Genomic DNA, 25825 nt, shown 5'->3' on the forward strand with positions numbered 1-25825 from the left:
TATATGGCTACTGTCGATTTAGAGTTAGCGTATGCTAAAAATTCAACCCTTGTTCAGAAATCAGGGATTCAGCAATTAGTTTTGTCGCATCAAGCGGAATTACCTGAAATCACCAATGTACCCTGCTTTTTTTGGGGAAGTATAACCGATCCTTTGCTTACATCAAAATGTTTATTGACCTTGTCAAAAGTTGTCCGTTCGAGTTTCGGACCAATGCCTCCGGGCCTGCGCGATCCTATTGTTTCAGCAGGAACAGATCAAATCCGCTTCGAAGGATTTTCTTCCTGCAATGGTGTGTATGCTCGGTTGGACTTATTGGAAGATGCCATCGATGGCGAATTTTTAGCCAGCGGAACGACCAATGTGGATTTTAATGAGCCTATGCTCAATGCGCTGAATGCCGTTAAGAAAACCGAAAAAATGGTGCTTGGTGTCGGGAGCAAAGAAGTATCTGTTAGTACTGATAAGGGAAAAGTGACTGAAAAGAAAGTAACCTTACCTCCTAGGTGGATTAAAGGCCTTACTTCTGTACAGCTTTACCTTGCCGGAATGGAAGAAAAATTTCGACTAAATAAAATCCAAGTTATTCAATTGTTTCAAAGCATTCCGAAAGGAAATACCAAAGGCGAATTTTATTTAACAAAAAGAGCCAATCGATTTGTGTTATCGCCAATTGCCAGCAAAGATTCGGTTCGAGTAGGAGGTATCCAACGCCTTCGTTTGCTAGAAGGCATTTTGCCTTATATTGATAGTTTAATTGTGTATCAAGAGTCAGGTGGTGAAAGCAGTTCGTTTGTTGCTGATTTTGGAAAAATGCGATTAACGTTATCCCTTTCTCCTGATAGTTATCGAGGTTTTTCTGGCGAAGGAAATGTGTTGGAAAATATGATTCAAGCTGTGCCTGATGAATGGGTAATGGGTGTAAATTCACTTTTGAAATCCAATGAATTATTCGATCCGACTTTGTTGTCAATCGAAAATGACGTGGATTTTGACCTAATGGATACGTTGACTGCATCTCTTTCCTCCATTGGTTTGCTAGGATATGACTTACACCAAAATCAGCATTACTACCGAAGATTGCCATTTAAAATGGAACGCATTCTTGCCTTAAATCCAAGATTAAAAAATGCAAAGAAATTGCTTAGTACAGAAGGAGTGGAGTTAATAAAAAATGCCGACGGATATATTGAAGCAAGGGTAGAAGGTTCCGGAGTCAAACATACCGTGATTATTCAAGGGGAACAAAGCCGATGCACATGCGATTGGTTTACCAACCACCAAGGGAAAAGAGGTTTATGCAAGCATATTTTGGCTGTGAAGATGTTGAGTAATTGATAAAAAAACAAAACCGATCGGCAATAACCGATGGGTTTTGTAAATGCGCAACCGAACGCTAACTTAACTTACTTTTTTCTTGACGATTATGCTCAAAGCAAATGCAGCAGCTGCTGAAGTGAAGACGGAATAGTCAAGTGCTGCCTTTAGGCTGACCGAGATGGTCATTGCCAAAGCGAAGAGCAAAAGAAGCGCGCAGCTAGTTTTGGCGACTAAATTGGTTTTGAACGTAGTAAGTAAGAAGACACCTAAACCTATTTCAAGAACAGTTGCTGAAATCGCAAAGAAGGGTATTAGTTTTTCGGGGATGAAGGGCATTAAACTTTGCGTGTATGCAATAAAATTTTTCCAATTTCCCCAAACTGATAGATTTTCCGGCCAAAGACCAAACCTATCCGCAGAAGCAGATAAAAAACCTGCGCTCAGCGCAATGCGTAGAAACCATTCTGCCAATTTCAGTTGAGATATTTTCATAAGCTGATGCGGTTTAATTTTAGATAGATTTTGACGCCAATTTCTTGTGGGCGATTACTTCCGTGACTTCTCCCGTCGCTGATTTAACTTTGATTTTTACCGTATCCATATCTGGGAAAAATGACTTGTTCGTCCAATAGCTGCAAAAATTGGATTCATTGAACTCTGTTCCATTCATTTCTAAGATTTCATCTCCAAACTGTAAATAATCTTTTAGTTCATCTTCCCACACAACGCCAATAACCAATTTATTCTGGCTTAATGTTGGCGTAAAGCCAAATACAGGTTCTTCAATCTGAATGTCGTTTGACTTTCCTTCAAAATAAAATTTTTTATTTATGAAATCAATTGTCATTATTCCATGCGCTAAAAATCCCGCGCCGATTTTCGAATTGTTGTCCGTACTGGTAGTCGTAACTACATTTTTGAACCGTGTATTTCCTAATTTAAATGTTGGAACTAAAAGTTTGAGGCGCTCTATTGGCTCAACGTCCGCAAATATGCCAACCGAAGAAGAGCCTTTGCCTTTGGCTATAACTTCGAAAATCTCTTCTTTTTGGAATTGTTTATAATTTCTAGCCGACAGGGAGTATAGCCCGCCCATTCCAGTATCAATTAATAATTGCTCTTTTCCATCATCTTTACCTTTTAAATTAATCCATATGTAAGGACTTCCTTGGTCACCAATTAATTTTATTTTTGTCGATGCTTTATTATTTAATGTCAGGCGATTGACGTTGTCGGTCAAAATCATTTCTTTCTTGTCAGCATCTAGCTGAATAATAGAATTTCGCAACATGTTGCTGCCGATAAATCCATCAAACCCAAAACATTTGAGTACTGGATTTTCATTAAAATCATAGACTAAGCTTTCGATATTTTCAAATAGAAGAGTCCCGATTTTAAGCTCTTTGACTAAGACAAGGTCAATGTTCTGCTTTTTATTGTTAGAATCTGAAATGGAAATCTCTTTTAGAAATTGAGGCTGTAACAGATCATACAATTCTCTTGAAATCATATTCGGAGCTCCAGTATCCACTAAAAACCGATAAACTTTTCCATTTATTTCAATTGGAATAATTATTTTATTGTTTACAAATTCAAAATCTATGCGCTCATAATAATCTTTAGCCGTTGTTTTTGGTTTTTTTGAGGATAGGCTCTGACCAAATCCCGCTTGAAAGAGTAGGAGGAATACGACAATCAATAGGTTACTTTGAATAATTTTCATTTCTATAAAAAGGGATTTCTTAAATATCTACATTTTATATAACTATTCGATAAAATGATTATCATTTAATTGAAACTAATAGTTGCTTTAACATATTTTATAGCTTCATTAGGTCAGAATAAAATTTGAATTGGGTAATTTTACACAAATTAACTGCTTGGACTCTAAAAAATAGAATATGTCTGCTTATAAAATTTGCTAATTAATGAAAAGAACAGTTTTATTTTTCTGCTTTTATACAATCGTTCTAACGACTTTTGCACAAAACGAAATTGCAATCCAGAAATTTGCGAAAGGAATTAAGATGGCAAGAGAAGGCTATATTTCTATAGGAAGCATTGATGTCGAGCAAGCAGCTTTGGCAGGAAATGCTGATGCATTATATGAGCTCGGAAAATGGAACCTAAATGATAAAGCTTTGGGCGTGAATATCATTCAAGCTACGAAATGGCTCAAGCTCGCTGCAGAAAAGGGACATGTTTCAGCAATGCTTACATTGGGTTATGTCTATCAATACAATTCTACAGAGCAAAACCATCTAAAACTCGCCGACGATTGGTATCGCAAAGCTGCCGATATGGGAAATGCAGAGGGAATGTTCAGGCTGGGGGATTTGCAACGCTTATCAGAAAATAAACAGAAGATGTTTATTGCGCAATCATGGTATGAAAAAGCCATTCAGAAAGGTCATATTGCATCTAATTATTGGCTTGGCTATTTATACGAAAATGGATTTGCAGCAGATAAGACCGTAGATGACGCAATTGCGCTATATCGCATTGCAGCTAGGCAGCGGTTTCCAGAAGCAATTGAAGCGTTAAAACGATTGGGATTGACAATAGAAAATTAAGGTACATCAAAAAATGAATACGAGACTATTTTGCTTGCTTTTTGCGTTTTGTTTGAATACTTCTTTGTATGGACAAAGTTCAGCAGACGAAACCATAGAAGATAATTTTACGGTTGGAGAATACCTGTATCAAGAAGCATCTTATGATATTGATCCAAATACTGCTTATCAGCATGCCCTAAGTTATTTGCAAATTGCTGCGGATTATGGGAAGGTTGAAGCTCAAAACTATGTCGGCATCAGTTATTTAAATGGCATCGGTTATGTTCAGGATACACAAAAAGCGATCGATTGGTTTAAGAAGGCAGTCGAACAAGATAATGCTGACGCAATGGAAAATTTGGCCGTTGCCTATTACCGAGATGGACAGCCAACTGCCGAGTCCATGATTTGGATGAAAAGGGCGGTTGAGAAAGGCAGTACTTCTGCTATGAACAAATTGGGCTTAATTTATTATTTAGGTAATGCTGTTCCTGTAAATCAAGAGGAAGGACTTCGATGGCTGACGAAAGCAGCCGAACTTGGACAGGAAAATGCAATGATCAATCTCGCTGGTATTTATTATCGAATGGGAGGGGATGCGAATAGAGCAAAGTCCATTGAATACTTTAAGTTAGCGGCTGCCAAAGGAAATCCAATGGCAATCAATAGGTTGAAGGAACTGGGTGTTGAATAGATTTCGACAGGCTGCATAACACAAATAAAATAAAACGTCAGCCCAAACATTTTTCTCCTACCCCCAAATAGTTTTTTTCCAAATTCTAATAGTGTAGATAGAATACCTTCCTAAACGATTTTTGATTTTTCTTAACCACCTAGACCTTAGTGATGTAACATTATTTTTTTGTTCACTCAGCTTGGATTGTCTTTCGCTCATTAAAACAGTGCTTTCATCATAAATTATCCATAAGCCATTTGATTACAGGTAGATTCAGTAAAAAATTAAAACATTTTATAAAACTTAATTATCAAAATCATGGCAGATGTATTTAAAATTTTAGAAGACCTTAAATGGAAAGCTGTGGGTGTCGACCCAACAACAGGACAAGTTCCAGAAAATCAGTTTGTATCATTTTTACCTATTGGTTTGCCGATTCCTGAAGAAGATTTCAAGAATCCTTGGTCGCCCACACAATCGAATTTAAAGGAATCCATGGATGAAGCAAAAAAATCAAGGCAAGCTTCCGAATCCGGCACTGATCCCGCGCAAACCGAAGCTGCGTCAGCAAGCGCAATGATTGAAGAAACAATGATGAAGAGCGCGCTGATCGGTCGGGATATGATGTCTTATCTACAGACTTTTTCATTAACGGACACAAAAATCTCCATTGACGAAACCTACCGAGGCTGGCCGACTGCCAGTAAAGTGAATGATACTTGGTATGCAATTATCAATGGCGCTAACGCTGTTCCTTCTGGCTTAGAGTTAAGCGATGAATTACAAAAAGCGGTCAAAAAAGCAGAACGCGTTTTGATCGATGAGGAAGGGGAGGAAACTAAAAAGTACGAACGTTATGCGCAATATCGTGAAGAATATTATGATGCTGTCCGTGAACGCGACAGACAATATGCGAATGCGATTTCTGATCCTCTGAAAATGAATATGTGGCCTATTCAGGGAAAAGTGTATCAGGATGACGTTGACTATGCTTGGGATAAATGGCAATCTCGCGGTTATAAACAAGAGATTGAAGAGGCTGAAGCTTTCTTGTCAAGCCAAGGAATCGATCCGGCAATCTTAATGATTCGCAGAGCGAAGACCAAATATGAAACGAGTTTAATCAATATGCCGAGTATCGGAAATATTCCTTATACGTTCATTACGCCATCAAAATGGTATTCAAAGAATGGTCCAGGCTGGAATACGTACACAAGTAGTGATTACAACTCTAAAACAAACTACAGCACGCAAAAAACATCAACTAAAGTTAGCTCAGATGTGAAATCAGGATTTTTCTTGTTGGGTAAACTCGATGCTGGAATGAATTATTCTAAGGATACCTCTAAAAAAGAAATTCACACATCGATGGAAGGATTGACCATCACGTTTTCCTACTGCGTTGCAAATATCAACAGGCCGTGGATGGACACTTCTTTATTGAATATCGGCAATTGGTTTTTAGTGGGTGATTATCCAAAGCAATGTATTTCTTCAGGTTCAATTGACCAGGAATTTTCCATTGACAACCCGAATGAATTTGTTTTGCTTCCCTCGGTGGTAACAAGTTTAATTCTGATTAAAGATGTGAAAATCAGATGGAAAAGCGGTTCGTTTGATTCTACAGAATTGAAATCTGCAGTTGAGGGTGGTGGAAATGTTTCGTTCGGAAATATCTTTGCTTCTGGACATGCTTCTGCAAGCCATCGGAGAGAAGATTACAACTACAACAGCGATCTAAATCTAAATAGTCAGGGACTGGATATTGATGGGGTTCAATTGATTGGTTATGTGTCTTCTATTATGCCATTGTCACCTAAATTAAATGGCAAAGATTATACGCAGAAAAAGAAAGATGCGCCTGTAAAAGAAGAAGATAAGAAGTAATCATTTAATTGGTATAGTTATGGACTTTACAGAATATTTAAAGCAATTCTTCTTAAATCACTATTCTTCTTCGCTCGACAAAAGCAAATTGTTCATTTCTTTTGAACCGATCGGTTGCATGCTGGATGAATTGGATTCGGAAGATGCCAATGCAAAAAATAAAGCTTTGGAACAATTGTCCATTCTTGCTGAGCGCTTGCCAGCTATACATGAATCATTGATCGCCGGGACTTCACGTCTCAGCGATTTATACGAAACGATGATTCAAGGAAGCCGTTTTCGTTCTTCGGCATTGGATGAGACAGATAGGGAAGAGTATTTGAAAGTTTTCTCCTTGGCGAAAAGCGAAGCCATTGCCAAGTTGGAGAAGGGAAAGCGTGCATCATTGGCTACGCCAATGGGAAACTTTTTCTTGGTTCAAGGTGCGCCTGATGGCTGGTACGATAAGAACAGTGGAATTTGGACTTCACAAAAGTTCGAAATGAAAGATTCGGCAAAAAAACCAAATCCAGAAAAGCCGAAACTTAAATTTAACCTCAAATGGAAAGCATTAATCAATCAAAAAGCAATAGTCGACATAAAGCCTTTCGAAAAGATGAAGCCAATTGATAATGTGGTGCTTAAGCCAATATTTTCAGATAAACACAGTATATTTCTTGAACCGAAAAAGGAATTTAAAATCACACGTAAGGATAGCAAAACGGCAGTTAAATCCGATTTGGCAAAGCCAATGTCCATTAAAAATGCAAGTGGCTTAAATCAACTATTATTGAAAGACCGAACGATGATTACAAAAGATGTAATCAAAGTGATGCCCAATATGTCAACCATCAGCCGCATGGAATTAATTCATGCATTGGACAAAGAAAAATTGATTAAAGAGGAGCCTGTAAATTCCAATGGAATGGAAATCAGTTTTGACTACTGTCTGGTGAATTTACAGCGCGATTGGATTGACCGTTCTCTATTTGTCTATTCGAAATTGTGGTACAGTTTGGCTGTAAAAAAAGGATTTTTCTCTAACGGAATGAAGGATGATAGCAACACAGGTGAAATCAAAAGCATGACTGTCGCAATGATTTTGATTAAAAATCTAAAAGTAAAAGCGCAATGGAATCAAACGGACAAAAATATAGGCGACGAAAGCTTGAGTTTGGGCATGTTCAATGTTACTGGAAATAAGATGACTTCATCCAGCGAAATTGGAAATGAAGGGATTCAGATCTTAGGATGGATTTGTGAAGTTTTGCCTCAATTGCCTGAGTTCGATGATCCAAATATTTAACTCTTATCTACACATACAATGGAAAAATACAACAATAAAATCGCAGAACTTCGGGATAGAGGTTTTGATATAGGTTCGATAATCGGTTTGGGAAACCAAAATAACGGCGGAGAAAAGGCTGTTTGCGATCATGGGATTTTATACGCTAGTCCAGATGGCTTGATCTTCGAAGTCCATGGAAATATTTTGATTAAATATCAAAAACTTGGAGAGTCTTATAGTGGATTAGGATTTCCAAGGTCTGATGAAATGGACGATCCGGAGCTTGCCGGTGGAAAGGTAAGCTATTTTGAATACGGAAAAATCAGATGGAGTTATCCGGATGAAGCTCAAGAAGAAATTTATGAACACATAGAATTGGATGAGCTGGATCCGGATTCGATGTTAAAAGAGAAATTGCAAACAATTGCCAATCAATCTATGGATGCTCTTCGTCAAGATGTAGATGCATTAAAACGAAAGATTATGGGTTCATCGAATGAAGCCTGGTGTGGCAAAACGGTGGGTTATTTTTACAGATTAGAAAATACGCCAAAAACGACCACTTTAAATTTCAACAGCGCTCATGCTGTTTCCAGGTTTGGATCCTACGGAACGACCGATTACTACGATACTGGACATGCACTAGCAGGCGAACGATTTGAAAATGGCAAAGAGGATTCAGAAAAAAAAGAACAACACGTTCAGGCTCGCTCTACTCGAAAGATGATTAAGTTCGAAGACATTCAGCGTGGCGAAGGACTGGATATTTGGCCAGGTGATATCGTTCTGGAAGATAACAAAGGGGCAGGAGGACCAGATCACATACAGATTGTCTACAAATGGATTCCTGAGAAAAAATTGCTGTTAGTGATTGATGGAAATGGCGGAGGATTTGCGTTAGCTTCTTCCGGTAAACCGCATGTTGAAAGCCACATGGACAAGATCGGTGTTGACGGAATTCATCGGCGGGACAAGAAAACTTGGATCGAAGAGGAGATCGGAGAGTCACTGGTGTTTCCAGGCAATGTAGGAGAAGATACACGAATTGGCATTACCTGTCATGTTTTAAAGCCTGAACATCAGATTTCGCATGCGGATAATCCTAAAGAACACAAACGAATTTGGGCCGTAGTTAGACCCTCCCTGCTCGATTTTTATTAGCATTTCGCGTTGTTTAAAATCCAATATCAAATAGGCAAACTGATTTTGAATACATAACAAAAATGATACTTAATTTTTATGTATTAATTAGGTGGATGAAATACAGATGGATGATATTTTTGTATATTTATTTCCATTAAACCTAATCAATACAAGAGTACCATTATGAAAAGGAGAGATTTTATTGCCAAATCTGTATTAGGAGCTACAGCATTTACCATTTTACCGAGAAATGTCTTGGGAGGAAGCGGTTTTTTATCACCCAGTGATAAAATAAATATCGGTTTCATTGGCGTAGGGAAGCAATCTGTTGGCCTAATGCATAACATTTCGAATGTCAAAGAAACACATTTGTTGGCTGCCGCTGATGTCGACCAAACTAAACTCGCTTACTTCTTGGGAGAAGCTACAAAAGCTAATGCAAAAAAAGCAGCGCATCAAGTTCAAGGTTATGAAGATTATCGCGAATTGCTAGGCCGAAAAGATATCGATGCCGTGGTGATTGCTTCGCCAGACCATTGGCATGCGATGCATACTGTAGACAGTGCAAAAGCAGGTAAAGATATTTATTGTGAGAAGCCACTTGCTCTAACTATTGGCGAAGGCCGAGCAATGGTTCATGCGGTGCGCAAATACAAGCGCGTGTTGCAAACAGGAAGTATGCAGCGCTCGCAATACAATTTCAGGCAAGCCGCTGATTTAGTTCGCAACGGCTATATCGGTGAAATAAAAGAAGTCAATGTTTCTGTCGGCGGACCGGTTAAACAATGTGATTTGCCTTCTTTAGAAGCTCCTTCGCACCTAAATTGGGATTTGTGGATTGGTCCTTCGATGTATCGCGGATACAACTCAATTTTGTCTCCGCCTTTAGATAGTCCTGAATGGGCGCTTTGGCGTTTGTACAAGGATTTTGGTGGTGGTTATATAACGGATTGGGGAGCGCATATGTTTGATATTGTGCAGTGGGCTTTAGATCAAGATCATTCTGGACCTGTCCAGTTTATCCCACCAAGTCAGACAGGCGCGCTGGAAGGATGTGAATTTGTCTACAAGAACGGTGTTCGTGTTAAGCATGTTTCATGGGGTTCATTTAATGCGATTCAATTTATTGGTACGGAAGGTACATTGGAAGTTTCTAGGGAATTTATCCGCACAAGTAAACCAGAATTGGCAAATTTAAAATTGCCAGCGACTGCAAAAAGAGTGTGCCAATCAGAAAACCATTACGAAGACTGGATATCGAGCATAAAAACACGCAAAAAGCCAATTTGTGATGTTGAAATCGGTCACCGGACGTCAAGTGTTTGTAATGCGGTGAATATAGCTTATGAATTGCAGAAGACAATCAATTGGGATCCTAAAAAAGAGGAATTTGATAATGCCTACGCGAATAATATGCGGACTAGAGCGTACCGTGGAGAATGGGATTATTTGAACTTTTAACTCGACGCGAAATAGATATAGAGCATCGGTCTTCTGCCGGTGCTTTTTTATGCACCGTTTGTAACAAATAGAAATTCCATTAAAACAATTTGAATCGTAAAATCGTTTTATAGTTACTTAGTAAAACAATTTAATGATTTAGCCATGATAGAACAATCAAGAAAACCAGAAAATGAGGATGATGATTTTATGCCAAATGATTTTGCGTTTGACAAAGATAAAGGTTCATATGAATTAGATGTGAACGATAATGACCCTGATTGGGATCATCCATCGGATTACGAAACGATTGCTGAAGGAGCAAAGGATGATGATTCAACCTACGACAACTCAAATCCATTGGTCGGTGATGAATATGCAGATCGGGAGGATTTGATTGATGATGAATTTAATGACGAAGGGATTCGCATTGTTGGTAAAAAGGATTTGAAAATTTCCAAATTGGATGAGGAACTTTCTCGCACGGAAGAAGACTATCGCGATGATTTAGATGAAGAAGGGTATCCTAAGAAATAAAAGCGGGTTTTTACTCGCTTTTATTTCTTAGGATATTTTCTTGTACATTTAGTTTTTCAACCTTTAAATTACGAGATGGAAATTGTATTGAATAACAAAAAAGCATTAGTAGGTGGAAGTACCTCTGGAATTGGCAAAGCGATTGCATTTGTTTTGGCATCATGTGGCGCAGAAGTTGTCCTGATGTCTAGAAACGAAGATAAGCTGAAAGCTGTTTTAAGCCAATTGCCATCTAATGCAAATCAAAAACACAGCTATCTTGTTACTGATTTCAATGATTTTGAACAGCATAAGCACAATCTTAAATCCTATTTTGCAAATAATGAAATTGATATCCTAGTCAATAATACGAACGGACCGAGCCCTGGAAATGTACTGAATAAGGATGAAGCTGATTACCAGCAAGCGTTCGATTTGCTATTTCAGAATGCTGTTTATACGTCAATGTTGGCTTTGCCGTATATGCAAAAGCAAAATTATGGTCGTATTATCAATGTTTCTTCAATGACCGTAAAAGAACCCCAGGATTCTTTAATCTTGTCGAATACCATGCGAACCGCATTGGTTAGCTGGAGTAAGTCGTTATCCAACGAAGTTGCTAAAGATGGTATAACTGTAAATTCTATTTTGACAGGATATTTTGATACTGAACGGTTGACAAGCTTAATGGAGAATCAAGCAAAAAATCAGGATATTTCTTTGGAAGATGTGCTTGCTCAACGAAAGAAATCTGTTCCTATAAACCGTTTGGGAGACCCTAAAGAATACGGTTATTTAGTTGCTTTTCTGGCTTCTGAATATGCATCTTTCTTGACGGGCGCTGCTATTCCTTTGGATGGAGGAATAGCAAAAACCATCTTTTAAGTTTATCTATTTTTCATCCGTTAACATCTTTTTGTATTTTTTCAGGTGGTCTTGAACTTCATCGGGTAGTTCTGGATATTGAATGTCCTTGTATTTCTTCAACTCATCCAAAATGATTTTGGCCACTAAATACCGGCTGATGTCTTTGCTATCTGCCGGAATGATGTGCCATGGAGCGTTAGGCTTCGAGGTATTTTGTATAGCTTCTTGATAATATTCCATGTATTTGTCCCATAATGCTCTTTCCTCAAGATCTCCGGGCGAGAATTTCCAATTATGGTCTGCTTTTTCTAAACGGCGCAACAGCCTGTTTTTCTGTTCTTCTTTACTTAAATTTAAATAGAATTTAAGCACGATCATCCCATTTTCCGTAATTTGCTTTTCGAAATTATTGATTTGGTCGTAGCGCATTTCCCAAAAATGTTTTGGAACATCTTTTACACTTTCAATGCCAGGAATGTTTTCATTTAATAGGTATTCGGGATGTACTCGAGTAACCAATACATTTTCATAATGCGTTCGATTGAATACTCCGAATTTTCCTTTTTCAGGCAATGCGATTGCATGCCGCCACAAATAATCATGTTCCAATTCTTTGCTTGTAGGGGTTTTGAAGCTTTGAACTTCGACGCCTCGCGCATTGAATTTCATAAAAACTTCTCGAATCAACGAATCTTTCCCTGCCGTATCTATCCCTTGTAAACAGATTAATACGGCATATCGATTATGCGCATACATGACATCCTGTAGTTTTGCCAATTCTTTCCGAATCTTCTTCAATCCCTTTTTGGCATCTTCTTCTGTAATTAAATCTGACACATCTGTTGGAAAGTTTTCCAATTTGAAATTCTTTCCTGCCTTAAGCTTATTTAAATTCATATTTCAGCGTTATGTAGTTATAATAGCAATTCAATGGAAATTGTTTATGAATTTAACTCTTTTTGATTAAATCTTTATTCTAGTTTTATGATTATCTTTAAATTTCATGATAATTCAAAATATCTTGAAATTTTGTGATATTTTCAATTATCTTGATATTTTGTGATATTTAATAATATCTTGAAATTTTGTGATATTTCAAATTATCTTGATATTTTGTGATATTTGAGAATATCTTGATATTTTGTGATATTTTTTTGTACCTTTAGTATCATATAATTGAAATAAGCAGGAACTGATGTCAGCTAAGAGGAAAAGTAAAGCGATTCAAACCATTGTGACGGGCGATATTGTTAGCTCCCGAACAATAGAACAAAATACTTGGTTGCCTATTTTAGAAAAGGCAATTCAAGGATATTCATCAAAATACGATATATTCAGAGGTGACAGCTTTCAGATTCAGCTTCAGATCGAAGATGTATTTGAATGTGTTTTTTATCTAAAAGCATCCTTAAAAGCAATTGGGCTGGATGTACGCATTGGGATAGGAGTGGGTACGATTGAGCATGATGAAGACACTATAAAAAAATCTTCTGGTGAAGCTTTTGTGTTTTCGGGGAATGCATTTGACGAATTGGGTAAAGAAACTTTGTCCATCAAATCAGAATGGACAGAATTAGATACAACCTTGAATTTAATGCTGCAGTTGGCGACCGAGATAGCCGACCGATGGACAATGAGCATGGCACATTCTATTGCGATAGCATTGAGCAATCCGACCATAAATCAAAAAGAATTGGCTAAATTGTTGAACCAAAAGTATCAAAGCCAAATAAGTACCAAATTGGGAAATGCTGGTTTTCAGAAAATAAAGCGAGTCATTCAGTATGCTACAAATGAATTGATTAAACGATGTTGATTGTATTTTTAAAATTTATTATAGCTCACGTTCTGGGCGATTTTGTATTTCAGCCTAAAAAATGGGTAATCGAACGCAGAAATAACATGGGCTATCTGTTTGCGCATGTGCTGGTTCATGGGATTTTGCTGTGTTTGTTTTTCTACAATGACTTAGCTACTTTTTGGCCGACAATTGTTTTTGTGACCGTTTCACATTTGGCTATTGATAGCTTGAAAATCTGGTGGGAAAAAATGTGGCCATATAAGCCCATTCAGTTGTTTATTGCAGACCAAATCTTGCATATAGGCGTGATTGTCGCGGCTGTCTGTTATTTATTTCCTATTCCAGAACCAATTTTTGACGTCCAAATTTCAATAACCTTTTTGTTATATAGCCTAGCTATCTTACTATTGGTATTTGTCACTCCGATATTTTTGAAGGTGTTCTTTACAAAATGGGAAAATGAAAATGCATTCCATAATAAAAGAAAAGACTCCTTGCTGGATGCGGGATTAATTATAGGTATTCTAGAAAGGATTTTAATCTTGTTTTTCGTTCAGCTTGGTTTATATGAAGGAGTTGGTTTCTTGCTCGCGGCTAAATCAATTTTCAGATTTGGTGATTTGGCAAATGCCAAAGACACGAAATTTACAGAGTACATTTTAATCGGAACTTTATTGAGCTTTAGCATCGCTATTTTTGTGAGTTATTTTCTGAAAATCGCGTTGGAGAAGTTCGCTTACTAATTTTTGCAACCCTAAATCAACACCCATGAAATCCAAAATCATTTACATATTACTTTGTTCTTTTGCATTATGCACATTGTCGGTCAAAGCACAAGAAATAAATTCATTCTCGTCAGAGATAACAGAATTAATCGAAAAATATAAAGCTGTCGGTTTGGCTTTCGTGGTTGTCAAAGACAATAAAATAATCCATACAGAAGCCATCGGATATAAAAATGCGGAAAGGGGAGAGAAGCTGGAAATAAACAATCTGTTTAGGATTGCGTCCATTTCCAAATCATTTACTGCTACCGCCATCATGCAGCTTGTTGAGCAAGGGAAGATTTCATTAGATGATGATTTTAGCGAATTGATAGGATTTCCAATCCGTAATCCAAAATTCCCGAATACTGTAATCACTTTGCGCATGGTTCTGTCGCATACATCAAGCATTAATGATAAAAATGGTTATTTTGATTTTGCCAGCATCAATCCGTTGATCAACAAGAATTGGGATAAAAGCTACAACGATTATGAACCTGGAACGGATTATCAATATTGCAATTTGAATTTCAATATGGCCGGTGCAGTGCTAGAACGTTTGACGGGAACTCGATTTGATGAATACATTAAAAAGCAGATTTTAGATCCATTGCAATTAAATGCGGGGTACAACGTCAACAATTTGGATTCTGCAAATTTTGCAACTATTTATGAATACGGTGCTTCTTCAAAGCTGTTTACCCCTCAACCAAATGCTTACAATCCGAGGAAAGAGGATTTAGAAAATTATGTTTTAGGTGTAAGCACACCGGTTTTTTCGCCTACAGGCGGAATGAAAATCTCAGCACTGGATTTAGCCAAATACATGATGATGCATCAAAATTATGGCAAAAGCGGAAACCTCAGGATCATCTCTAAGAAGAGCGCAAAAAAGATGCAAACTCCAGTCAGCAAAAAGAAAGCCTATGGATTGGCTTTGGAAGTTCGGGATGGAATTCTAGAGCATGGAAAATTAGTTGGCCATACGGGCTCTGCGTACGGTCTATACAGCAGTATGTTTTTTAATCCAAAGAAAAAATTCGGATTTGTAGTGATTACAAATGGCTGCATAGCGGCTTATGACGGAGAAAATTTAGAGTTGACGAAATCCGCTATACAAATTCTATATAAACATTTTATAGTCAAGCGATAAAATTGCATGTTGGCTTATTTTTTGTATCTTAATCTTATAATTTGCTAATAACCACAAAATAAAAGATTATGAAGATACTTTTTCTATTTATTAATTGTGTTTCCACATACTTTGTTGCTGCGCAATCATTAGACCTTAAAGCTATTCGTCAAGATTTTAACCAAGGACATAAAAATGAAAATCTTTGTAAAAAGCATCTCAGTTCCTTGGAAAAAAATGCCAAAAGTCCTGTAGAAAAAGGATATGCGGCCGCGTATCATATGTTTATGGCCAGACACACGGCTAACCCAATCAAGAAGATGAGCTATTTTAAAAATGGAAAAAACATGCTGGAAAAGCAGATTGATGCGAATCCGAATGATGTGGAACTGCGGTTTATACGTCTATGTATCCAATATTACATTCCTGATTATTTAGGTTACAATAGCGACGTCAGTAATGATAAAAAATTTGTGATGAATAACCTCTACAAATTAAAAGATGAATCCACCAAGGATTTGATATATAATTATTTAAAAGGAGCTAAGATGTATTCAACCGATGAGTTAGCTTTATTAGGTCGATAATCGCATTAAAATCTTATACCTTTACGCCAAATTTTACGTTTAGTTAATAATGAAACAACTTATCACATTTGCATTTTTAGCAATTTCCCTAAGCACTTTTGGACAAGTATCGCATTCCATTTCAAAATTTAATGAATTGGAAGTAACCGACAAAATCCCTGTAACTGTTATTTTAAGCGACAAAGATTCGCTGATTATTAAAGGCGAATTGGCCAGTCAAGTTGAAGTCATTCAAGGCGATAACATTCTACGCCTGAAAATGGCTGCAGGCAATCTGATGAAGGGCGACCAAGTAGAAGCAACTTTATATACTTCTAATTTTCAGAAAGTTTCGGCGCGCAAAGGCGCAATCGTGCTTTCTGGAAACAGTACATTTACACCCGATTCATTATCTGTTGTAGCGAATGAAGGTGCGAAAATTGATTTATCCGTAAAGACTAATCATGTAGAGATTTACAGCAATTCGGGCTCTAGCATTGAGCTTTATGGAACCGCAAAGCGTCAGAACATTAATATTTTCGCCGGCGGCGCATACGATGCTAAAGCTTTGGTTTCAGAATCAGTTACTGCGAGAGTGAATGCAGGAGGAAAATGCATCGTGCATGCGACAGAATTTGCGGACGTTCAAACTAGAGCGGGCGGAAGCATCCAAGTTTACGGAAGTCCGAAGGAGAAAAAACAAAAGAAACTTGCAGGAGGCTCCATTAGCTTTCTTTAATCATTCGAATCATGGATTTGTTTTTAGAAGTTAATTCCGAAAACAAATCCATCATTAACTTTATTAGCCGCTGGGTGACTATTGAATGACCGTACGTAATCTATCCTAAATAGCCGATATTTTCCAAATCCAACGTTACTAAAACCTATCGTAAATTCTTGATAATTCATTTCTTCTGTTGCAAAGAAGTTATGTCCAAGATTCAAATGCCATTGCAATTCGCTGATTACCGGAATTTTGTTCATGATAAACCCTTTGAAATTATGATTTAAATGTGTTTCGATATAGGGTTTATTGGTGCTGTAGTCATAATAAGGAAGCAAAAAGAACGACTGTATATAAGGTTTGGAGATAATCGTAGTCACTTGGTTTCCATTGAAATGCTTATAATCCATAAATGCAGCATTCTCCCCATTAAATAACTTTCCTGCTATCAAATTGTATTCAAAAACACCTTTATTGCCTAATACAATGCTTTGCCTAAGTCTAGCTTCGATCTGGCTATAATTGTAATCGTCAAGAGAAGAAGCAAAAGCTTGGGTATAATCGATTTCAAAGATTGGGTATTTACGATTTGAAATGCTCACTTTTCGATCAGGCCTTTGAACAAATTTTTCTCCAAAATTAATCACCGCTCCAATATTAAATTTGAAAATTGAATGGTCTGAAAATGCCGCTGTCGTGTAATCATCCGGCAACAATGGATTATTGGAAGAATAGCTCCGTTCTTTATTCCAGAATGAATAATCCGTTGTGTTAAAAAGATTTTGACGATTTTGATAAGATAACGAAGCATTCATAGATAAACCAGCCCAAACATCTTGGCGATAATTTATTTTTGCAAAGCTGGATTCATATAGTTTGATGTAATTGCGCTTCTCAACAAGCGATGTAAACATGTTTACAATTGGAATTACAGGGTTATCTGAATTAAATTGAAATACTTTATTTCCGGCGCTCAATTCTAAAGTTGAATAATTTTGCGTGTTGAATCGATGCCTGAAAAGTCCGTCTGCACGAAGTCTTTGGTCGGAAAATCCATATTGGATCGTACTTTGGATTGTAGATAATTTCCCTTCATCTGATTGTCCAAATCGTGCATCGAAGCCAATTCCAGCATTCCATCCTTGAATGGTATTGAAATTTATCGATGTGACGTTTAGCAGACCGCTATAATGAATGGAATATTTCGAAGGTGTATTTTGATAAGTGTATCCTAAAAAGAGCTTAGACAATTTGAATTTATTAATCGAGCGATCAACAGAATCGATATATGCTGGCGAATTACGAACTTTTTGAACGCTGTCTTTTTTAAAATAATCTTTTATTTCCGTAGTCAATAAAGGAATTGGGCGGTTGCTCTCCCAAAAGGCGCTATCTTTTAAATTCGCTTCCTTTTCTATATTGACCACAGTTTTCCCAAATGTTCCTTTTTCGAAATCACTCACAAATTCGTAATTACTGAAATTACTAGAGAATGAACCTCTAAATTCAAAGCCTAAAAATCCAGCATCAAAATCTAAAAACTGCGAATTTTTCACCCAGCGATTATCCGATTGATTAAATGAGTAATGCTGTGTGATTTTCATCTGATTCATGAAAGGTTGATTCATGCGGTAGCCTTTCAGGTTAAAATCTACTGCATAAATTTCGTAGGTGTCATCGGCAATGTAAACATACCCTTCAACCACAGGCTCCTTGTCGCGCTTTGCGATTACTTTTATTTTATAAATTGTTTTGTTTTCTGCTTCGAAACTGCTTTCTAATCTAAATGAGTAATAGGTAAATGCAATATCCGCTAACGGCGAAATGATAGCCGTACCGAGATTGACATAATTGGTGTAGAAATCAAAATTTGAACCAATTGCCGTATTGAAACTGTATCCACGGTCATTACCGCTTAATTTTGAAGCAATAATATTTTCGTAAAGTTTGTTAGGTTTTTGAAAGGAGATTTTAGAAAAAGTTTCTGATAAATAAATGTAGCCCGAATTGGTTGTATCCATCAGTTCTTTGACTTCCGGACTTTTGTCGTTTTGAACGACTTTTGGCATTTTCGTTAATTTAATATTTCCACGAGAATAAAAATCTGCATCATATTTATCATTCTTGGCTGAGTTCTTCTCTTTTTCGGCAATTGCTTTGCGCATAATCCGGTCGGCAGGGTTTTCGTTATTTTGAATAACAACTTCTTCAATCGTTAGGTTTTCTTGTTCTAAAACTGCATTTTGGACAAATGGAAGTTCGTTTGCTTGAATAGTTAAGCGAGTTGTCTTGTACCCTAAACTTTGAAACAGCAAAACATACTTGCCGGCCTTTGTGATTTTTAGTTGGTAATTTCCATCACTATTTGTAGACGTTCCAATATAAGTCCCTTCAACAGTTACGCTTACATAGGGCATCGGCAAACCTTCATTATTTGTCACTTTTCCCAAAACTTGGGCTAAAAGAGGAGCTGGAAATAGAAATACCAGAAACCAAAAAAACTTACTCATGTATACTAGGTTAAACAATCAAATTTAATTGAAAATTCGAAAACATATCATTTCTTCGGCCCTAAATCTTGTTAATATATGTTAATAATTTCCTTCGTAGGTTTTGACGCTAAATCTAAAATTCATTTTTATTCTAATTTCAACATAAAAATTCCTAAAAAAAATCCACCTCGATTATGTAACTTTGCGCTATGTTAGAAAAAATTATCATTCTTGATTTTGGTTCCCAATACACCCAATTAATAGCGAGACGTGTTCGAGAATTAAATGTTTATTGTGAAATTCATCCTTTTAATAATATTCCTGAATTTGATGATTCCGTTAAAGGAGTTATTTTTTCCGGAAGTCCTTTTTCAGTACGTCAAGCGGATGCGCCACAAATTGATTACGATAAAATTTTAACTAGTTACCCTGTTTTAGCTGTTTGTTATGGTGCCCAATACCTAGCGCAGCAGTTAGGCGGAGAGGTTTTGCCTTCCGAAATCAGAGAATACGGCCGTGCAAACTTGCAGTTTGTATTGCATGAAAATAGGTTATTAAAAGACATTCCATTACATTCTCAAGTGTGGATGTCACATGGAGATACGATTAAAGAAGTTCCTGAAAATTTCGAAATTATTGCGAGCACGGATAAAGTACGCGTAGCAGCTTTCCAAATAAAAGGCACGAATACATACGGAATTCAATTCCATCCCGAAGTGACCCACAGCACAGATGGGCAAATTTTATTGAAAAACTTTGTCGTCGATATCTGTGAGTGTGTTCAAGATTGGACGTCGGATGCATTTGCCGAAAGCACAATTGCAGAACTTAAATCTCAGTTGGGCAATGATCATGTAATTATGGCTTTGTCCGGAGGAGTAGATTCAACCGTTGCTGCAGTTTTGTTGCATGAAGCTATCGGAAAAAATCTCCACTGTATCTTTGTTGACCACGGTTTATTGAGAAAAGATGAATACGAACAAGTGTTGGATTCATACAAAAACATGGGATTGAATATCAAAGGAATCAATGCTAAAGAGCTTTTCTATTCTCGTTTAAATGGTGTTTCTGAACCAGAGCAAAAGCGGAAAATAATCGGTGCTTCATTCATCGACGTGTTCGATGAAGCGTCTAAAGAAGTTCAGAGTCAGTTGCCTGAAGGCGTTGAAGTGAAATGGTTGGGTCAAGGAACAATTTATCCAGACATCATTGAATCTATTTCTGTAAAAGGTCCTTCAGCAACGATCAAATCACATCATAATGTTGGTGGTTTGCCAGATTTCATGAAATTGAAAGTTGTCGAGCCTTTGAAGACTTTGTTTAAGGATGAAGTTCGTCGTGTTGGAAAAACGTTAGATGTGGATCCTAAGATTTTAGGAAGACATCCTTTTCCTGGACCGGGTTTAGCAATTCGTATTTTAGGCGACATTACAGAAGATAAGGTACGGATTTTGCAAGAGGCTGATGATATTTATATTCGTAACTTGAAAGAGTCAGGTTGGTACGATAAAGTATGGCAAGCTGGAACGATTTTCCTTCCGGTGCAGTCGGTAGGAGTAATGGGCGATGAGCGTACCTACGAGCACGTTGTTGCATTGAGAGCCGTTGGTTCTTTGGATGGAATGACCGCAGATTGGATTCATCTACCTTATGATTTATTAGCTAAAATTTCAAACGAAATTATTAATCATGTCAAAGGAATTAACAGAGTTGTGTATGATATTAGTTCAAAACCGCCAGCAACGATTGAGTGGGAATAAAATACAAATAGTAAAATTTTCGTTTTTCGCGTTTATTTTTCTTTTTGTAATCGCTTCTTGTGCGCCGAAAAAAGGTGTACTTCGTTCGCCTGATCCTCGGGCTGGAACCGCAGGGCAAGTAAAGGATGGGGATTCTCCATCTAAAACGGTGACTGAAGTTACTCCTGAAGAAGTTAAGGTCGTTGGGAAAAAGAATTACGAAAATCAGATTGCTTTAGTTTTGCCCTTTCAATTGGACAAAGTTGGCACTGATTCTTTGGGTGCTGATGATATAAAACGTTCTTCTTTAGCTCTTGATTTCTACCAAGGATTTCAGTTAGGGTTGGATGAATTAGCAAAATCTGGAACAAATTTTACGTTAAATATCTTAGATTCTCGAGACAACGTTTCTCAGAATCAAACTTTAGCAAGGTCTGAAGATGTTCAAAATGCATCAATAATTATCGGGCCTGTTTATCCAACTGAAATAAAAACATTTGGATCGAACTTAACGGACAAAAACATTCTGCAGGTAAATCCACTGGCAGCTTCGATGCCTTCCGAATTTAATTTACCAAACCTGGTTTCGTTGACTCCGTCAATACGATCGCACACACGTGCCATTGCAGGACAGGTCGCGAAAGCGTACGAACCTGGAGATGTCGTTATTATTTACAACACTTCTGATGCCGACAACCGCCAGTTTATCAATGGGATGCAATCAGAAATCAAACGTCTTGACGTCAATGCGAATATTATTACCGTAAGTACGATTGAGCAATTAAATGAAAAACTTGTTATTGCAGGTACAAATATTATCGTTACAGGCACAACAAATAAATTTCAGATTAATGCGTTGCTGAATAATTTAGATTCCAAATCGTCTGAAGGATTGAATACATTCAAGTTGTTTGGTCATCCGCTTTGGTCTAAATTTGATTTTTCTGCTAATCAGAATTTCGCGAATTATTCTCCTGTTATTAGTTCGGAATCGATTTTGAAAAAAAGTTCTTCACCGGTCAGAGCGTTGGATGAGTTATATCGCTCGACATACGGCGTCAGTCCTTCGGATCATTCGTATAAAGGATATGATGCTGCTCGATATTTCGGAAAGCTAATCGCGAAATATGGAGATGACTATGCCGCACATGTCGTTGATGAAAATTACAGCGGTATTTTTAGCTCCTACAAATTTTCGAAAAACAACGTTTATGGCTATGTCAATGAATCAGTTTCTTTCTTGCAATTTAGAAACGGTTCATTTCAGCTGCGCTAAATATTAATGGATATTCTAAACGAAAAAAAATTATTCCAATATTATAGAAATTTCGAAAATGCGATTTCTAATTATCGGTTTGATATGCCTTTTTCTAGGTATCTGACTCAGTTTTATAAAGAGAATAGACAGATGGGCTCTTCCGATCGAAGAATGAATACCCGTTTATGCTATGCTTATTTCCGTCTAGGAAAAGCTCTACCTGAATTAAATCGCAAAGACCGCCTATGCGTTGCTGAATTTTTAGTGGAACAGGAAAGTGATTTCGTGAAGTTTCACTATCCTGAATGGGTTGCTCATCAGTATAAATCAATTGAGAACAAATTGGCTTTTCTTGAAGAAATCAATCTTTCCGTTTTGCCGGATAATTTTCCTTTAATTGACGAGGCATCTGACGCAATTGAAAAAGAAAAATTTATAGTCAATCAGTTTGCGCAACCCGATCTCTTTATTCGGATAAGGAGAGGATTTGAAGAAGAAGTTTTAAGAGAATTTGATTTACATTCGATAGCCTACAAGAAAATATCCAATCAAACTATTTCTTTAAGTAATGGCTTTAACCTTCAACAATTCAAAAGGTTAGAAGGTAAATTTGAAGTTCAGGATTTGTCATCACAACGAACTTTTGAATCTTTTGGAGCAAAGCCAAATGAATCATGGTGGGATTGTTGCGCAGCATCAGGAGGAAAATCTTTGATGCTTTTGGACGGCATTCCTACGGTCAAGCTTTTGGTTTCTGACGTTCGGTTAAGTATTTTACGCAATTTAGATGAGCGGTTTGACAAGGCAGCTATTAAAACCCCTTATCGCAAAAAAATCATCGATCTGACTAAAGATGCTTCATCCATTTTATACGACGAAAAATTTGACGGAATTATTTTAGACGCTCCATGTTCGGGTTCGGGAACTTGGGGAAGAACTCCGGAAATGGTTTCAAAATTTACCAGAAAAGATATTAGCTATTACACAAATCTTCAAAAATCGATTGCTGGAAATGCTGTCAAGCATCTTGCAACTGGTAAACCATTGATTTATATTACCTGTTCAATCTTTAAAGCAGAAAATGAAGACATTGTTGACTACTTAACCAATGAACTTCATTTAAAGCTAGAGTATGCAAAAGTATTAAAAGGATATGAAGAGCACGCCGACAGCATGTTTATTGCTCGTTTAATCAAATAAATTTAATCGCATTTTCCTGGAATGACCAATACTGGAACGGTTGATTTTCTTATGATCGATTCGGAAACGCTACCTGAAATAAAATGTTCAAAACCAGTCCGCCCATTGCTTCCGATAATGATTAAATCAGCAGTCCATTCTTGAGCCGTTGTTAAAATTTCTTCCCTAACTGAACCGATTTTATTGAACGTGAACACCTCTGCTGCCCCTAAAAATTCAGCTGCAATCGTATCTAAATAATCTTGCGCAGTACGTTGCTGGATTTCAGAAACTTCGGGAATGATAATGGGTTGCTGCCCTAACAAAGGATCTGCTCCATAACTTGCTGGCGATGTTGGTGGAACAACCGTAATCAAGGCCAAAGTAGATTTAAATTCTGCTACTAGATCTTTCGCATACTCGATTGCTTTTTGTGAGCAAGGAGTATCATCGACTGCCAAAAGAATTCTATTAAATTTTCTGTTGCTCATAACAATTATTTTTTAAGGTATATTTGATGTATAAAACGACTGTATGGGTCGTTTTGTTTTAAATATAAGCATATTATTTTATGAACTTAGCAATTTGTACGCTTTCATTAATTCCGCTTCGCGCCGATAAATCGCATAGGAGCGAGATGGTTTCTCAGCTTTTATTCGGTGAACTTTTTGATGTCTTGAAACAAGAAAAGGAGTGGAGCTATATTAAAATTCTGGAAAATGGCTACGAAGGCTGGCTTCAGAATGGGCAATTCGAATCCATTTCTGCTAACAATTCAAATAAGAAAGTTAAAATTGTTGGTATAAATCAAGCTCGTGCTGTCGAAAATCAAAATTCGATCAACTTAATTCATGGATCTCCCATTGAACTTACAGGAACTGATTCAGTCCTGATCAATGAGAAATCCTATAAGTTAGATGGAGAATTACGTACGCCTAGCCAAGATGATTTTGCCATTGAATTTCCCAATTTAATTGCGCATTATTTGAATGCACCTTACTTGTGGGGAGGGCGTTCTGCTTATGGCATTGACTGTTCTGGACTGTCTCAGCTTGTATATCGGCATTTCGGAATTGTTATTCCGCGAGATGCCTGGCAGCAAGCAGAAGGCGGAATTGTTGTTGATTTTGTTTCAGAAGCGAAAGCTGGTGATTTAGCTTTCTTTGATAACGAAGAGGGAAGGATAACGCATGTCGGGATTATGATTGATTCTGAAACTATCTTTCACGCTTCTGCAAAAGTGCGAATCGACAAATTTGACAGCGAAGGAATTTATAACCAAGACTACAAACATTATTCTCATAAATTCAGAATAATGAAGCGATACTTTTAAACAGAAATAGCTCCAAAAAGGAGCTATTTCTGTTTAAAATATAGTTAATTAAACGTTGAATCGGAAGTGCATGATATCGCCATCTTCAACAACATATGTCTTTCCTTCAACGGATAATTTTCCAGCTTCTTTCACTGCTGCTTCAGAACCTAATTCTACAAAGTCAGCATATTTAATTACCTCGGCACGAATGAAACCTTTTTCAAAATCCGTGTGAATGACGCCTGCAGCTTGAGGAGCTGTAAAACCTTTTTCAATTGTCCAAGCACGAACTTCTTGAACACCTGCCGTAAAATAGGTCGCCAAATCCAATAACGAATAGGCTGCGCGAATCAATTTATGTACACCTGATTCTGTTAATCCTAAATCATCTAAGAATAATTGGCGCTCTTCGTAACTGTCCAAACCTGCAATTTCAGATTCGATTTGTGCAGATATAATCAACACTTCCGCATTTTCTTCTTTCACCGCTTCTTTAACACGGTTCACATAGTCATTTCCATCAACCACAGAACCTTCATCTACATTACAAACGTAAAGAACAGGTTTTATAGTTAGCAACGATAAATCTTCAATAAATTCAAAATCTTCTTCAGAAATTGGAGATGTGCGCGCAGATTTTCCGGACTCTAAATGAGCTTTGACTACTGAAAGAATTTCAAAAGTCTTTTTAGCATCTTTATCGCCTCCAGTTTTAGCCATTTTCTCGACTTTCTGAATACGCTTAACAACAGTATCCAAATCCTTCAGCTGCAATTCTGTATCAATAATTTCTTTATCACGAATCGGGTCAACCGAACCATCTACATGGATTACATTTCCGTCATCAAAACAACGCAACACGTGAATGATTGCATTGGTAGCACGGATGTTTCCTAAAAACTGATTTCCTAAACCTTCGCCTTTTGAAGCGCCTTTAACTAATCCTGCGATGTCTACAATTTCAATTGTATTCGGAACAACTTTTTGAGGAACAACCAGTTCAGCTAATTTATTCAATCGTTCATCAGGAACGGTGATGACACCAATATTAGGTTCAATTGTACAGAATGGAAAATTCGCCGCTTGTGCTTTTGCATTCGACAAACAGTTAAATAGGGTAGATTTACCCACATTTGGTAAACCAACAATACCACATTGTAAAGCCATAGAGTTTTAATCTTTTT

At 37.2% G+C, this 25825-nt stretch carries 24 protein-coding genes; 18 read left to right on the forward strand and 6 right to left on the reverse strand.

Annotated features, from left to right (window positions below):
- Window positions 1-3 precede the first annotated feature (3 nt).
- Window positions 4-1338 (forward strand): SWIM zinc finger family protein, encoded by a 1335-nt coding sequence (locus C4F49_RS15490; protein WP_196936743.1) that lies wholly within the window; start codon window positions 4-6, stop codon window positions 1336-1338.
- A 63-nt stretch (window positions 1339-1401) separates the two neighbouring features.
- On the opposite strand, the gene C4F49_RS15495 is transcribed toward C4F49_RS15490, so the two are convergent.
- The gene (locus tag C4F49_RS15495; protein WP_196936744.1) at window positions 1402-1812 is read right to left on the reverse strand and encodes a DoxX family protein; all 411 of its coding nucleotides are present in this window, start codon (window positions 1810-1812) and stop codon (window positions 1402-1404) included.
- A 19-nt stretch (window positions 1813-1831) separates the two neighbouring features.
- Window positions 1832-3043 (reverse strand): retropepsin-like aspartic protease, encoded by a 1212-nt coding sequence (locus C4F49_RS15500; RefSeq protein ID WP_196936745.1) that lies wholly within the window; start codon window positions 3041-3043, stop codon window positions 1832-1834.
- Window positions 3044-3248: 205 nt separating this feature from the next.
- Between C4F49_RS15500 and C4F49_RS15505 the strand changes: the two genes are divergently transcribed.
- From C4F49_RS15505 to C4F49_RS15540, 8 genes are all read left to right on the forward strand, one after another.
- Window positions 3249-3893 carry a tetratricopeptide repeat protein gene (locus C4F49_RS15505; protein ID WP_196936746.1) on the forward strand — a complete coding sequence of 215 codons (645 nt, stop codon included), beginning with the start codon at window positions 3249-3251 and terminating at the stop codon, window positions 3891-3893.
- Window positions 3894-3906: 13 nt separating this feature from the next.
- Window positions 3907-4569 carry a tetratricopeptide repeat protein gene (locus tag C4F49_RS15510; RefSeq protein ID WP_196936747.1) on the forward strand — a complete coding sequence of 221 codons (663 nt, stop codon included), beginning with the start codon at window positions 3907-3909 and terminating at the stop codon, window positions 4567-4569.
- A 300-nt stretch (window positions 4570-4869) separates the two neighbouring features.
- Window positions 4870-6438, forward strand: a complete 1569-nt coding sequence (locus C4F49_RS15515; protein ID WP_196936748.1) for a hypothetical protein — start codon at window positions 4870-4872, stop codon at window positions 6436-6438.
- 19 nt (window positions 6439-6457) lie between these two features.
- Window positions 6458-7723: a hypothetical protein gene (locus tag C4F49_RS15520; protein ID WP_196936749.1), complete on the forward strand. Its 1266-nt coding sequence runs from the start codon at window positions 6458-6460 to the stop codon at window positions 7721-7723.
- Between the two features lie 18 nt (window positions 7724-7741).
- Window positions 7742-8866 (forward strand): LGFP repeat-containing protein, encoded by a 1125-nt coding sequence (locus C4F49_RS15525; RefSeq protein ID WP_196936750.1) that lies wholly within the window; start codon window positions 7742-7744, stop codon window positions 8864-8866.
- A gap of 165 nt (window positions 8867-9031) precedes the next feature.
- On the forward strand, window positions 9032-10309 hold the full coding sequence (locus C4F49_RS15530; protein ID WP_196936751.1) for a Gfo/Idh/MocA family protein: 1278 nt from the start codon (window positions 9032-9034) through the stop codon (window positions 10307-10309).
- A gap of 144 nt (window positions 10310-10453) precedes the next feature.
- Window positions 10454-10825 (forward strand): hypothetical protein, encoded by a 372-nt coding sequence (locus C4F49_RS15535; RefSeq protein ID WP_196936752.1) that lies wholly within the window; start codon window positions 10454-10456, stop codon window positions 10823-10825.
- 75 nt (window positions 10826-10900) lie between these two features.
- On the forward strand, window positions 10901-11689 hold the full coding sequence (locus tag C4F49_RS15540; protein WP_196936753.1) for an SDR family oxidoreductase: 789 nt from the start codon (window positions 10901-10903) through the stop codon (window positions 11687-11689).
- 6 nt (window positions 11690-11695) lie between these two features.
- On the opposite strand, the gene C4F49_RS15545 is transcribed toward C4F49_RS15540, so the two are convergent.
- Window positions 11696-12568, reverse strand: a complete 873-nt coding sequence (locus C4F49_RS15545; protein WP_196936754.1) for a PPK2 family polyphosphate kinase — start codon at window positions 12566-12568, stop codon at window positions 11696-11698.
- Between the two features lie 298 nt (window positions 12569-12866).
- On the opposite strand from C4F49_RS15545, the gene C4F49_RS15550 reads away from it, so the two are divergent.
- The 5 genes from C4F49_RS15550 (at window position 12867) to C4F49_RS15570 (ending at window position 16673) form a co-directional block, all read left to right on the forward strand.
- On the forward strand, window positions 12867-13487 hold the full coding sequence (locus tag C4F49_RS15550) for a SatD family protein (RefSeq protein ID WP_196936755.1): 621 nt from the start codon (window positions 12867-12869) through the stop codon (window positions 13485-13487).
- Window positions 13481-14215, forward strand: coding sequence for a DUF3307 domain-containing protein (locus C4F49_RS15555; protein WP_196936756.1), 735 nt, complete (start codon window positions 13481-13483; stop codon window positions 14213-14215). Before C4F49_RS15550 ends, C4F49_RS15555 begins: the two co-directional genes overlap by 7 nt.
- 25 nt (window positions 14216-14240) lie before the next feature.
- Window positions 14241-15389 carry a serine hydrolase domain-containing protein gene (locus C4F49_RS15560; RefSeq protein WP_196936757.1) on the forward strand — a complete coding sequence of 383 codons (1149 nt, stop codon included), beginning with the start codon at window positions 14241-14243 and terminating at the stop codon, window positions 15387-15389.
- Between the two features lie 68 nt (window positions 15390-15457).
- Window positions 15458-15955: a hypothetical protein gene (locus C4F49_RS15565; RefSeq protein WP_196936758.1), complete on the forward strand. Its 498-nt coding sequence runs from the start codon at window positions 15458-15460 to the stop codon at window positions 15953-15955.
- A gap of 49 nt (window positions 15956-16004) precedes the next feature.
- Window positions 16005-16673, forward strand: a complete 669-nt coding sequence (locus C4F49_RS15570) for a GIN domain-containing protein (protein ID WP_196936759.1) — start codon at window positions 16005-16007, stop codon at window positions 16671-16673.
- Window positions 16674-16696: 23 nt separating this feature from the next.
- On the opposite strand, the gene C4F49_RS15575 is transcribed toward C4F49_RS15570, so the two are convergent.
- A complete protein-coding gene (locus C4F49_RS15575) occupies window positions 16697-19168 on the reverse strand; it encodes a DUF5686 and carboxypeptidase regulatory-like domain-containing protein (RefSeq protein WP_196936760.1) in 2472 nt (823 codons plus the stop codon).
- Window positions 19169-19359: 191 nt separating this feature from the next.
- Here C4F49_RS15575 and guaA point away from each other — a divergent pair, with 191 nt between their 5' ends.
- From guaA to C4F49_RS15590, 3 genes are read left to right on the forward strand one after another with little or no spacing between them, the layout of a single operon-like run.
- Complete coding sequence (gene guaA, locus C4F49_RS15580) at window positions 19360-20910, forward strand: glutamine-hydrolyzing GMP synthase (protein WP_196936761.1); 1551 nt, start codon at window positions 19360-19362, stop codon at window positions 20908-20910.
- Window positions 20867-22165 carry an ABC transporter substrate-binding protein gene (locus C4F49_RS15585; RefSeq protein WP_231388337.1) on the forward strand — a complete coding sequence of 433 codons (1299 nt, stop codon included), beginning with the start codon at window positions 20867-20869 and terminating at the stop codon, window positions 22163-22165. The genes guaA and C4F49_RS15585 overlap by 44 nt, the downstream gene beginning before the upstream one ends.
- A gap of 6 nt (window positions 22166-22171) precedes the next feature.
- A complete protein-coding gene (locus C4F49_RS15590; protein WP_196936762.1) occupies window positions 22172-23347 on the forward strand; it encodes an RsmB/NOP family class I SAM-dependent RNA methyltransferase in 1176 nt (391 codons plus the stop codon).
- Between the two features lie 2 nt (window positions 23348-23349).
- Here C4F49_RS15590 and C4F49_RS15595 read toward each other — a convergent pair whose 3' ends face one another.
- The gene (locus tag C4F49_RS15595; RefSeq protein ID WP_231388338.1) at window positions 23350-23817 is read right to left on the reverse strand and encodes a universal stress protein; all 468 of its coding nucleotides are present in this window, start codon (window positions 23815-23817) and stop codon (window positions 23350-23352) included.
- Window positions 23818-23897: 80 nt separating this feature from the next.
- On the opposite strand from C4F49_RS15595, the gene C4F49_RS15600 reads away from it, so the two are divergent.
- A complete protein-coding gene (locus C4F49_RS15600) occupies window positions 23898-24659 on the forward strand; it encodes a C40 family peptidase (protein ID WP_196936763.1) in 762 nt (253 codons plus the stop codon).
- A 48-nt stretch (window positions 24660-24707) separates the two neighbouring features.
- Here C4F49_RS15600 and ychF read toward each other — a convergent pair whose 3' ends face one another.
- Window positions 24708-25808, reverse strand: coding sequence for a redox-regulated ATPase YchF (ychF, locus tag C4F49_RS15605; RefSeq protein ID WP_196936764.1), 1101 nt, complete (start codon window positions 25806-25808; stop codon window positions 24708-24710).
- Window positions 25809-25825: the final 17 nt, after the last annotated feature.

Source organism: Sphingobacterium hungaricum (assembly GCF_015210005.1).
In the GTDB taxonomy this organism is placed as follows: domain Bacteria; phylum Bacteroidota; class Bacteroidia; order Sphingobacteriales; family Sphingobacteriaceae; genus Sphingobacterium; species Sphingobacterium hungaricum.

What these genes read in the sequence shown, in the direction of transcription:
- C4F49_RS15490 (WP_196936743.1), top strand. Translation starts at nt 4, where the DNA reads ATGGCTACTGTCGATTTAGAGTTAGCGTATGCTAAAAATTCAACCCTT.
- C4F49_RS15495 (WP_196936744.1), bottom strand. Translation starts at nt 1,812, where the DNA reads ATGAAAATATCTCAACTGAAATTGGCAGAATGGTTTCTACGCATTGCG.
- C4F49_RS15500 (WP_196936745.1), bottom strand. Translation starts at nt 3,043, where the DNA reads ATGAAAATTATTCAAAGTAACCTATTGATTGTCGTATTCCTCCTACTC.
- C4F49_RS15505 (WP_196936746.1), top strand. Translation starts at nt 3,249, where the DNA reads ATGAAAAGAACAGTTTTATTTTTCTGCTTTTATACAATCGTTCTAACG.
- C4F49_RS15510 (WP_196936747.1), top strand. Translation starts at nt 3,907, where the DNA reads ATGAATACGAGACTATTTTGCTTGCTTTTTGCGTTTTGTTTGAATACT.
- C4F49_RS15515 (WP_196936748.1), top strand. Translation starts at nt 4,870, where the DNA reads ATGGCAGATGTATTTAAAATTTTAGAAGACCTTAAATGGAAAGCTGTG.
- C4F49_RS15520 (WP_196936749.1), top strand. Translation starts at nt 6,458, where the DNA reads ATGGACTTTACAGAATATTTAAAGCAATTCTTCTTAAATCACTATTCT.
- C4F49_RS15525 (WP_196936750.1), top strand. Translation starts at nt 7,742, where the DNA reads ATGGAAAAATACAACAATAAAATCGCAGAACTTCGGGATAGAGGTTTT.
- C4F49_RS15530 (WP_196936751.1), top strand. Translation starts at nt 9,032, where the DNA reads ATGAAAAGGAGAGATTTTATTGCCAAATCTGTATTAGGAGCTACAGCA.
- C4F49_RS15535 (WP_196936752.1), top strand. Translation starts at nt 10,454, where the DNA reads ATGATAGAACAATCAAGAAAACCAGAAAATGAGGATGATGATTTTATG.
- C4F49_RS15540 (WP_196936753.1), top strand. Translation starts at nt 10,901, where the DNA reads ATGGAAATTGTATTGAATAACAAAAAAGCATTAGTAGGTGGAAGTACC.
- C4F49_RS15545 (WP_196936754.1), bottom strand. Translation starts at nt 12,568, where the DNA reads ATGAATTTAAATAAGCTTAAGGCAGGAAAGAATTTCAAATTGGAAAAC.
- C4F49_RS15550 (WP_196936755.1), top strand. Translation starts at nt 12,867, where the DNA reads ATGTCAGCTAAGAGGAAAAGTAAAGCGATTCAAACCATTGTGACGGGC.
- C4F49_RS15555 (WP_196936756.1), top strand. Translation starts at nt 13,481, where the DNA reads ATGTTGATTGTATTTTTAAAATTTATTATAGCTCACGTTCTGGGCGAT.
- C4F49_RS15560 (WP_196936757.1), top strand. Translation starts at nt 14,241, where the DNA reads ATGAAATCCAAAATCATTTACATATTACTTTGTTCTTTTGCATTATGC.
- C4F49_RS15565 (WP_196936758.1), top strand. Translation starts at nt 15,458, where the DNA reads ATGAAGATACTTTTTCTATTTATTAATTGTGTTTCCACATACTTTGTT.
- C4F49_RS15570 (WP_196936759.1), top strand. Translation starts at nt 16,005, where the DNA reads ATGAAACAACTTATCACATTTGCATTTTTAGCAATTTCCCTAAGCACT.
- C4F49_RS15575 (WP_196936760.1), bottom strand. Translation starts at nt 19,168, where the DNA reads ATGAGTAAGTTTTTTTGGTTTCTGGTATTTCTATTTCCAGCTCCTCTT.
- guaA (WP_196936761.1), top strand. Translation starts at nt 19,360, where the DNA reads ATGTTAGAAAAAATTATCATTCTTGATTTTGGTTCCCAATACACCCAA.
- C4F49_RS15585 (WP_231388337.1), top strand. Translation starts at nt 20,867, where the DNA reads ATGATATTAGTTCAAAACCGCCAGCAACGATTGAGTGGGAATAAAATA.
- C4F49_RS15590 (WP_196936762.1), top strand. Translation starts at nt 22,172, where the DNA reads ATGGATATTCTAAACGAAAAAAAATTATTCCAATATTATAGAAATTTC.
- C4F49_RS15595 (WP_231388338.1), bottom strand. Translation starts at nt 23,817, where the DNA reads ATGAGCAACAGAAAATTTAATAGAATTCTTTTGGCAGTCGATGATACT.
- C4F49_RS15600 (WP_196936763.1), top strand. Translation starts at nt 23,898, where the DNA reads ATGAACTTAGCAATTTGTACGCTTTCATTAATTCCGCTTCGCGCCGAT.
- ychF (WP_196936764.1), bottom strand. Translation starts at nt 25,808, where the DNA reads ATGGCTTTACAATGTGGTATTGTTGGTTTACCAAATGTGGGTAAATCT.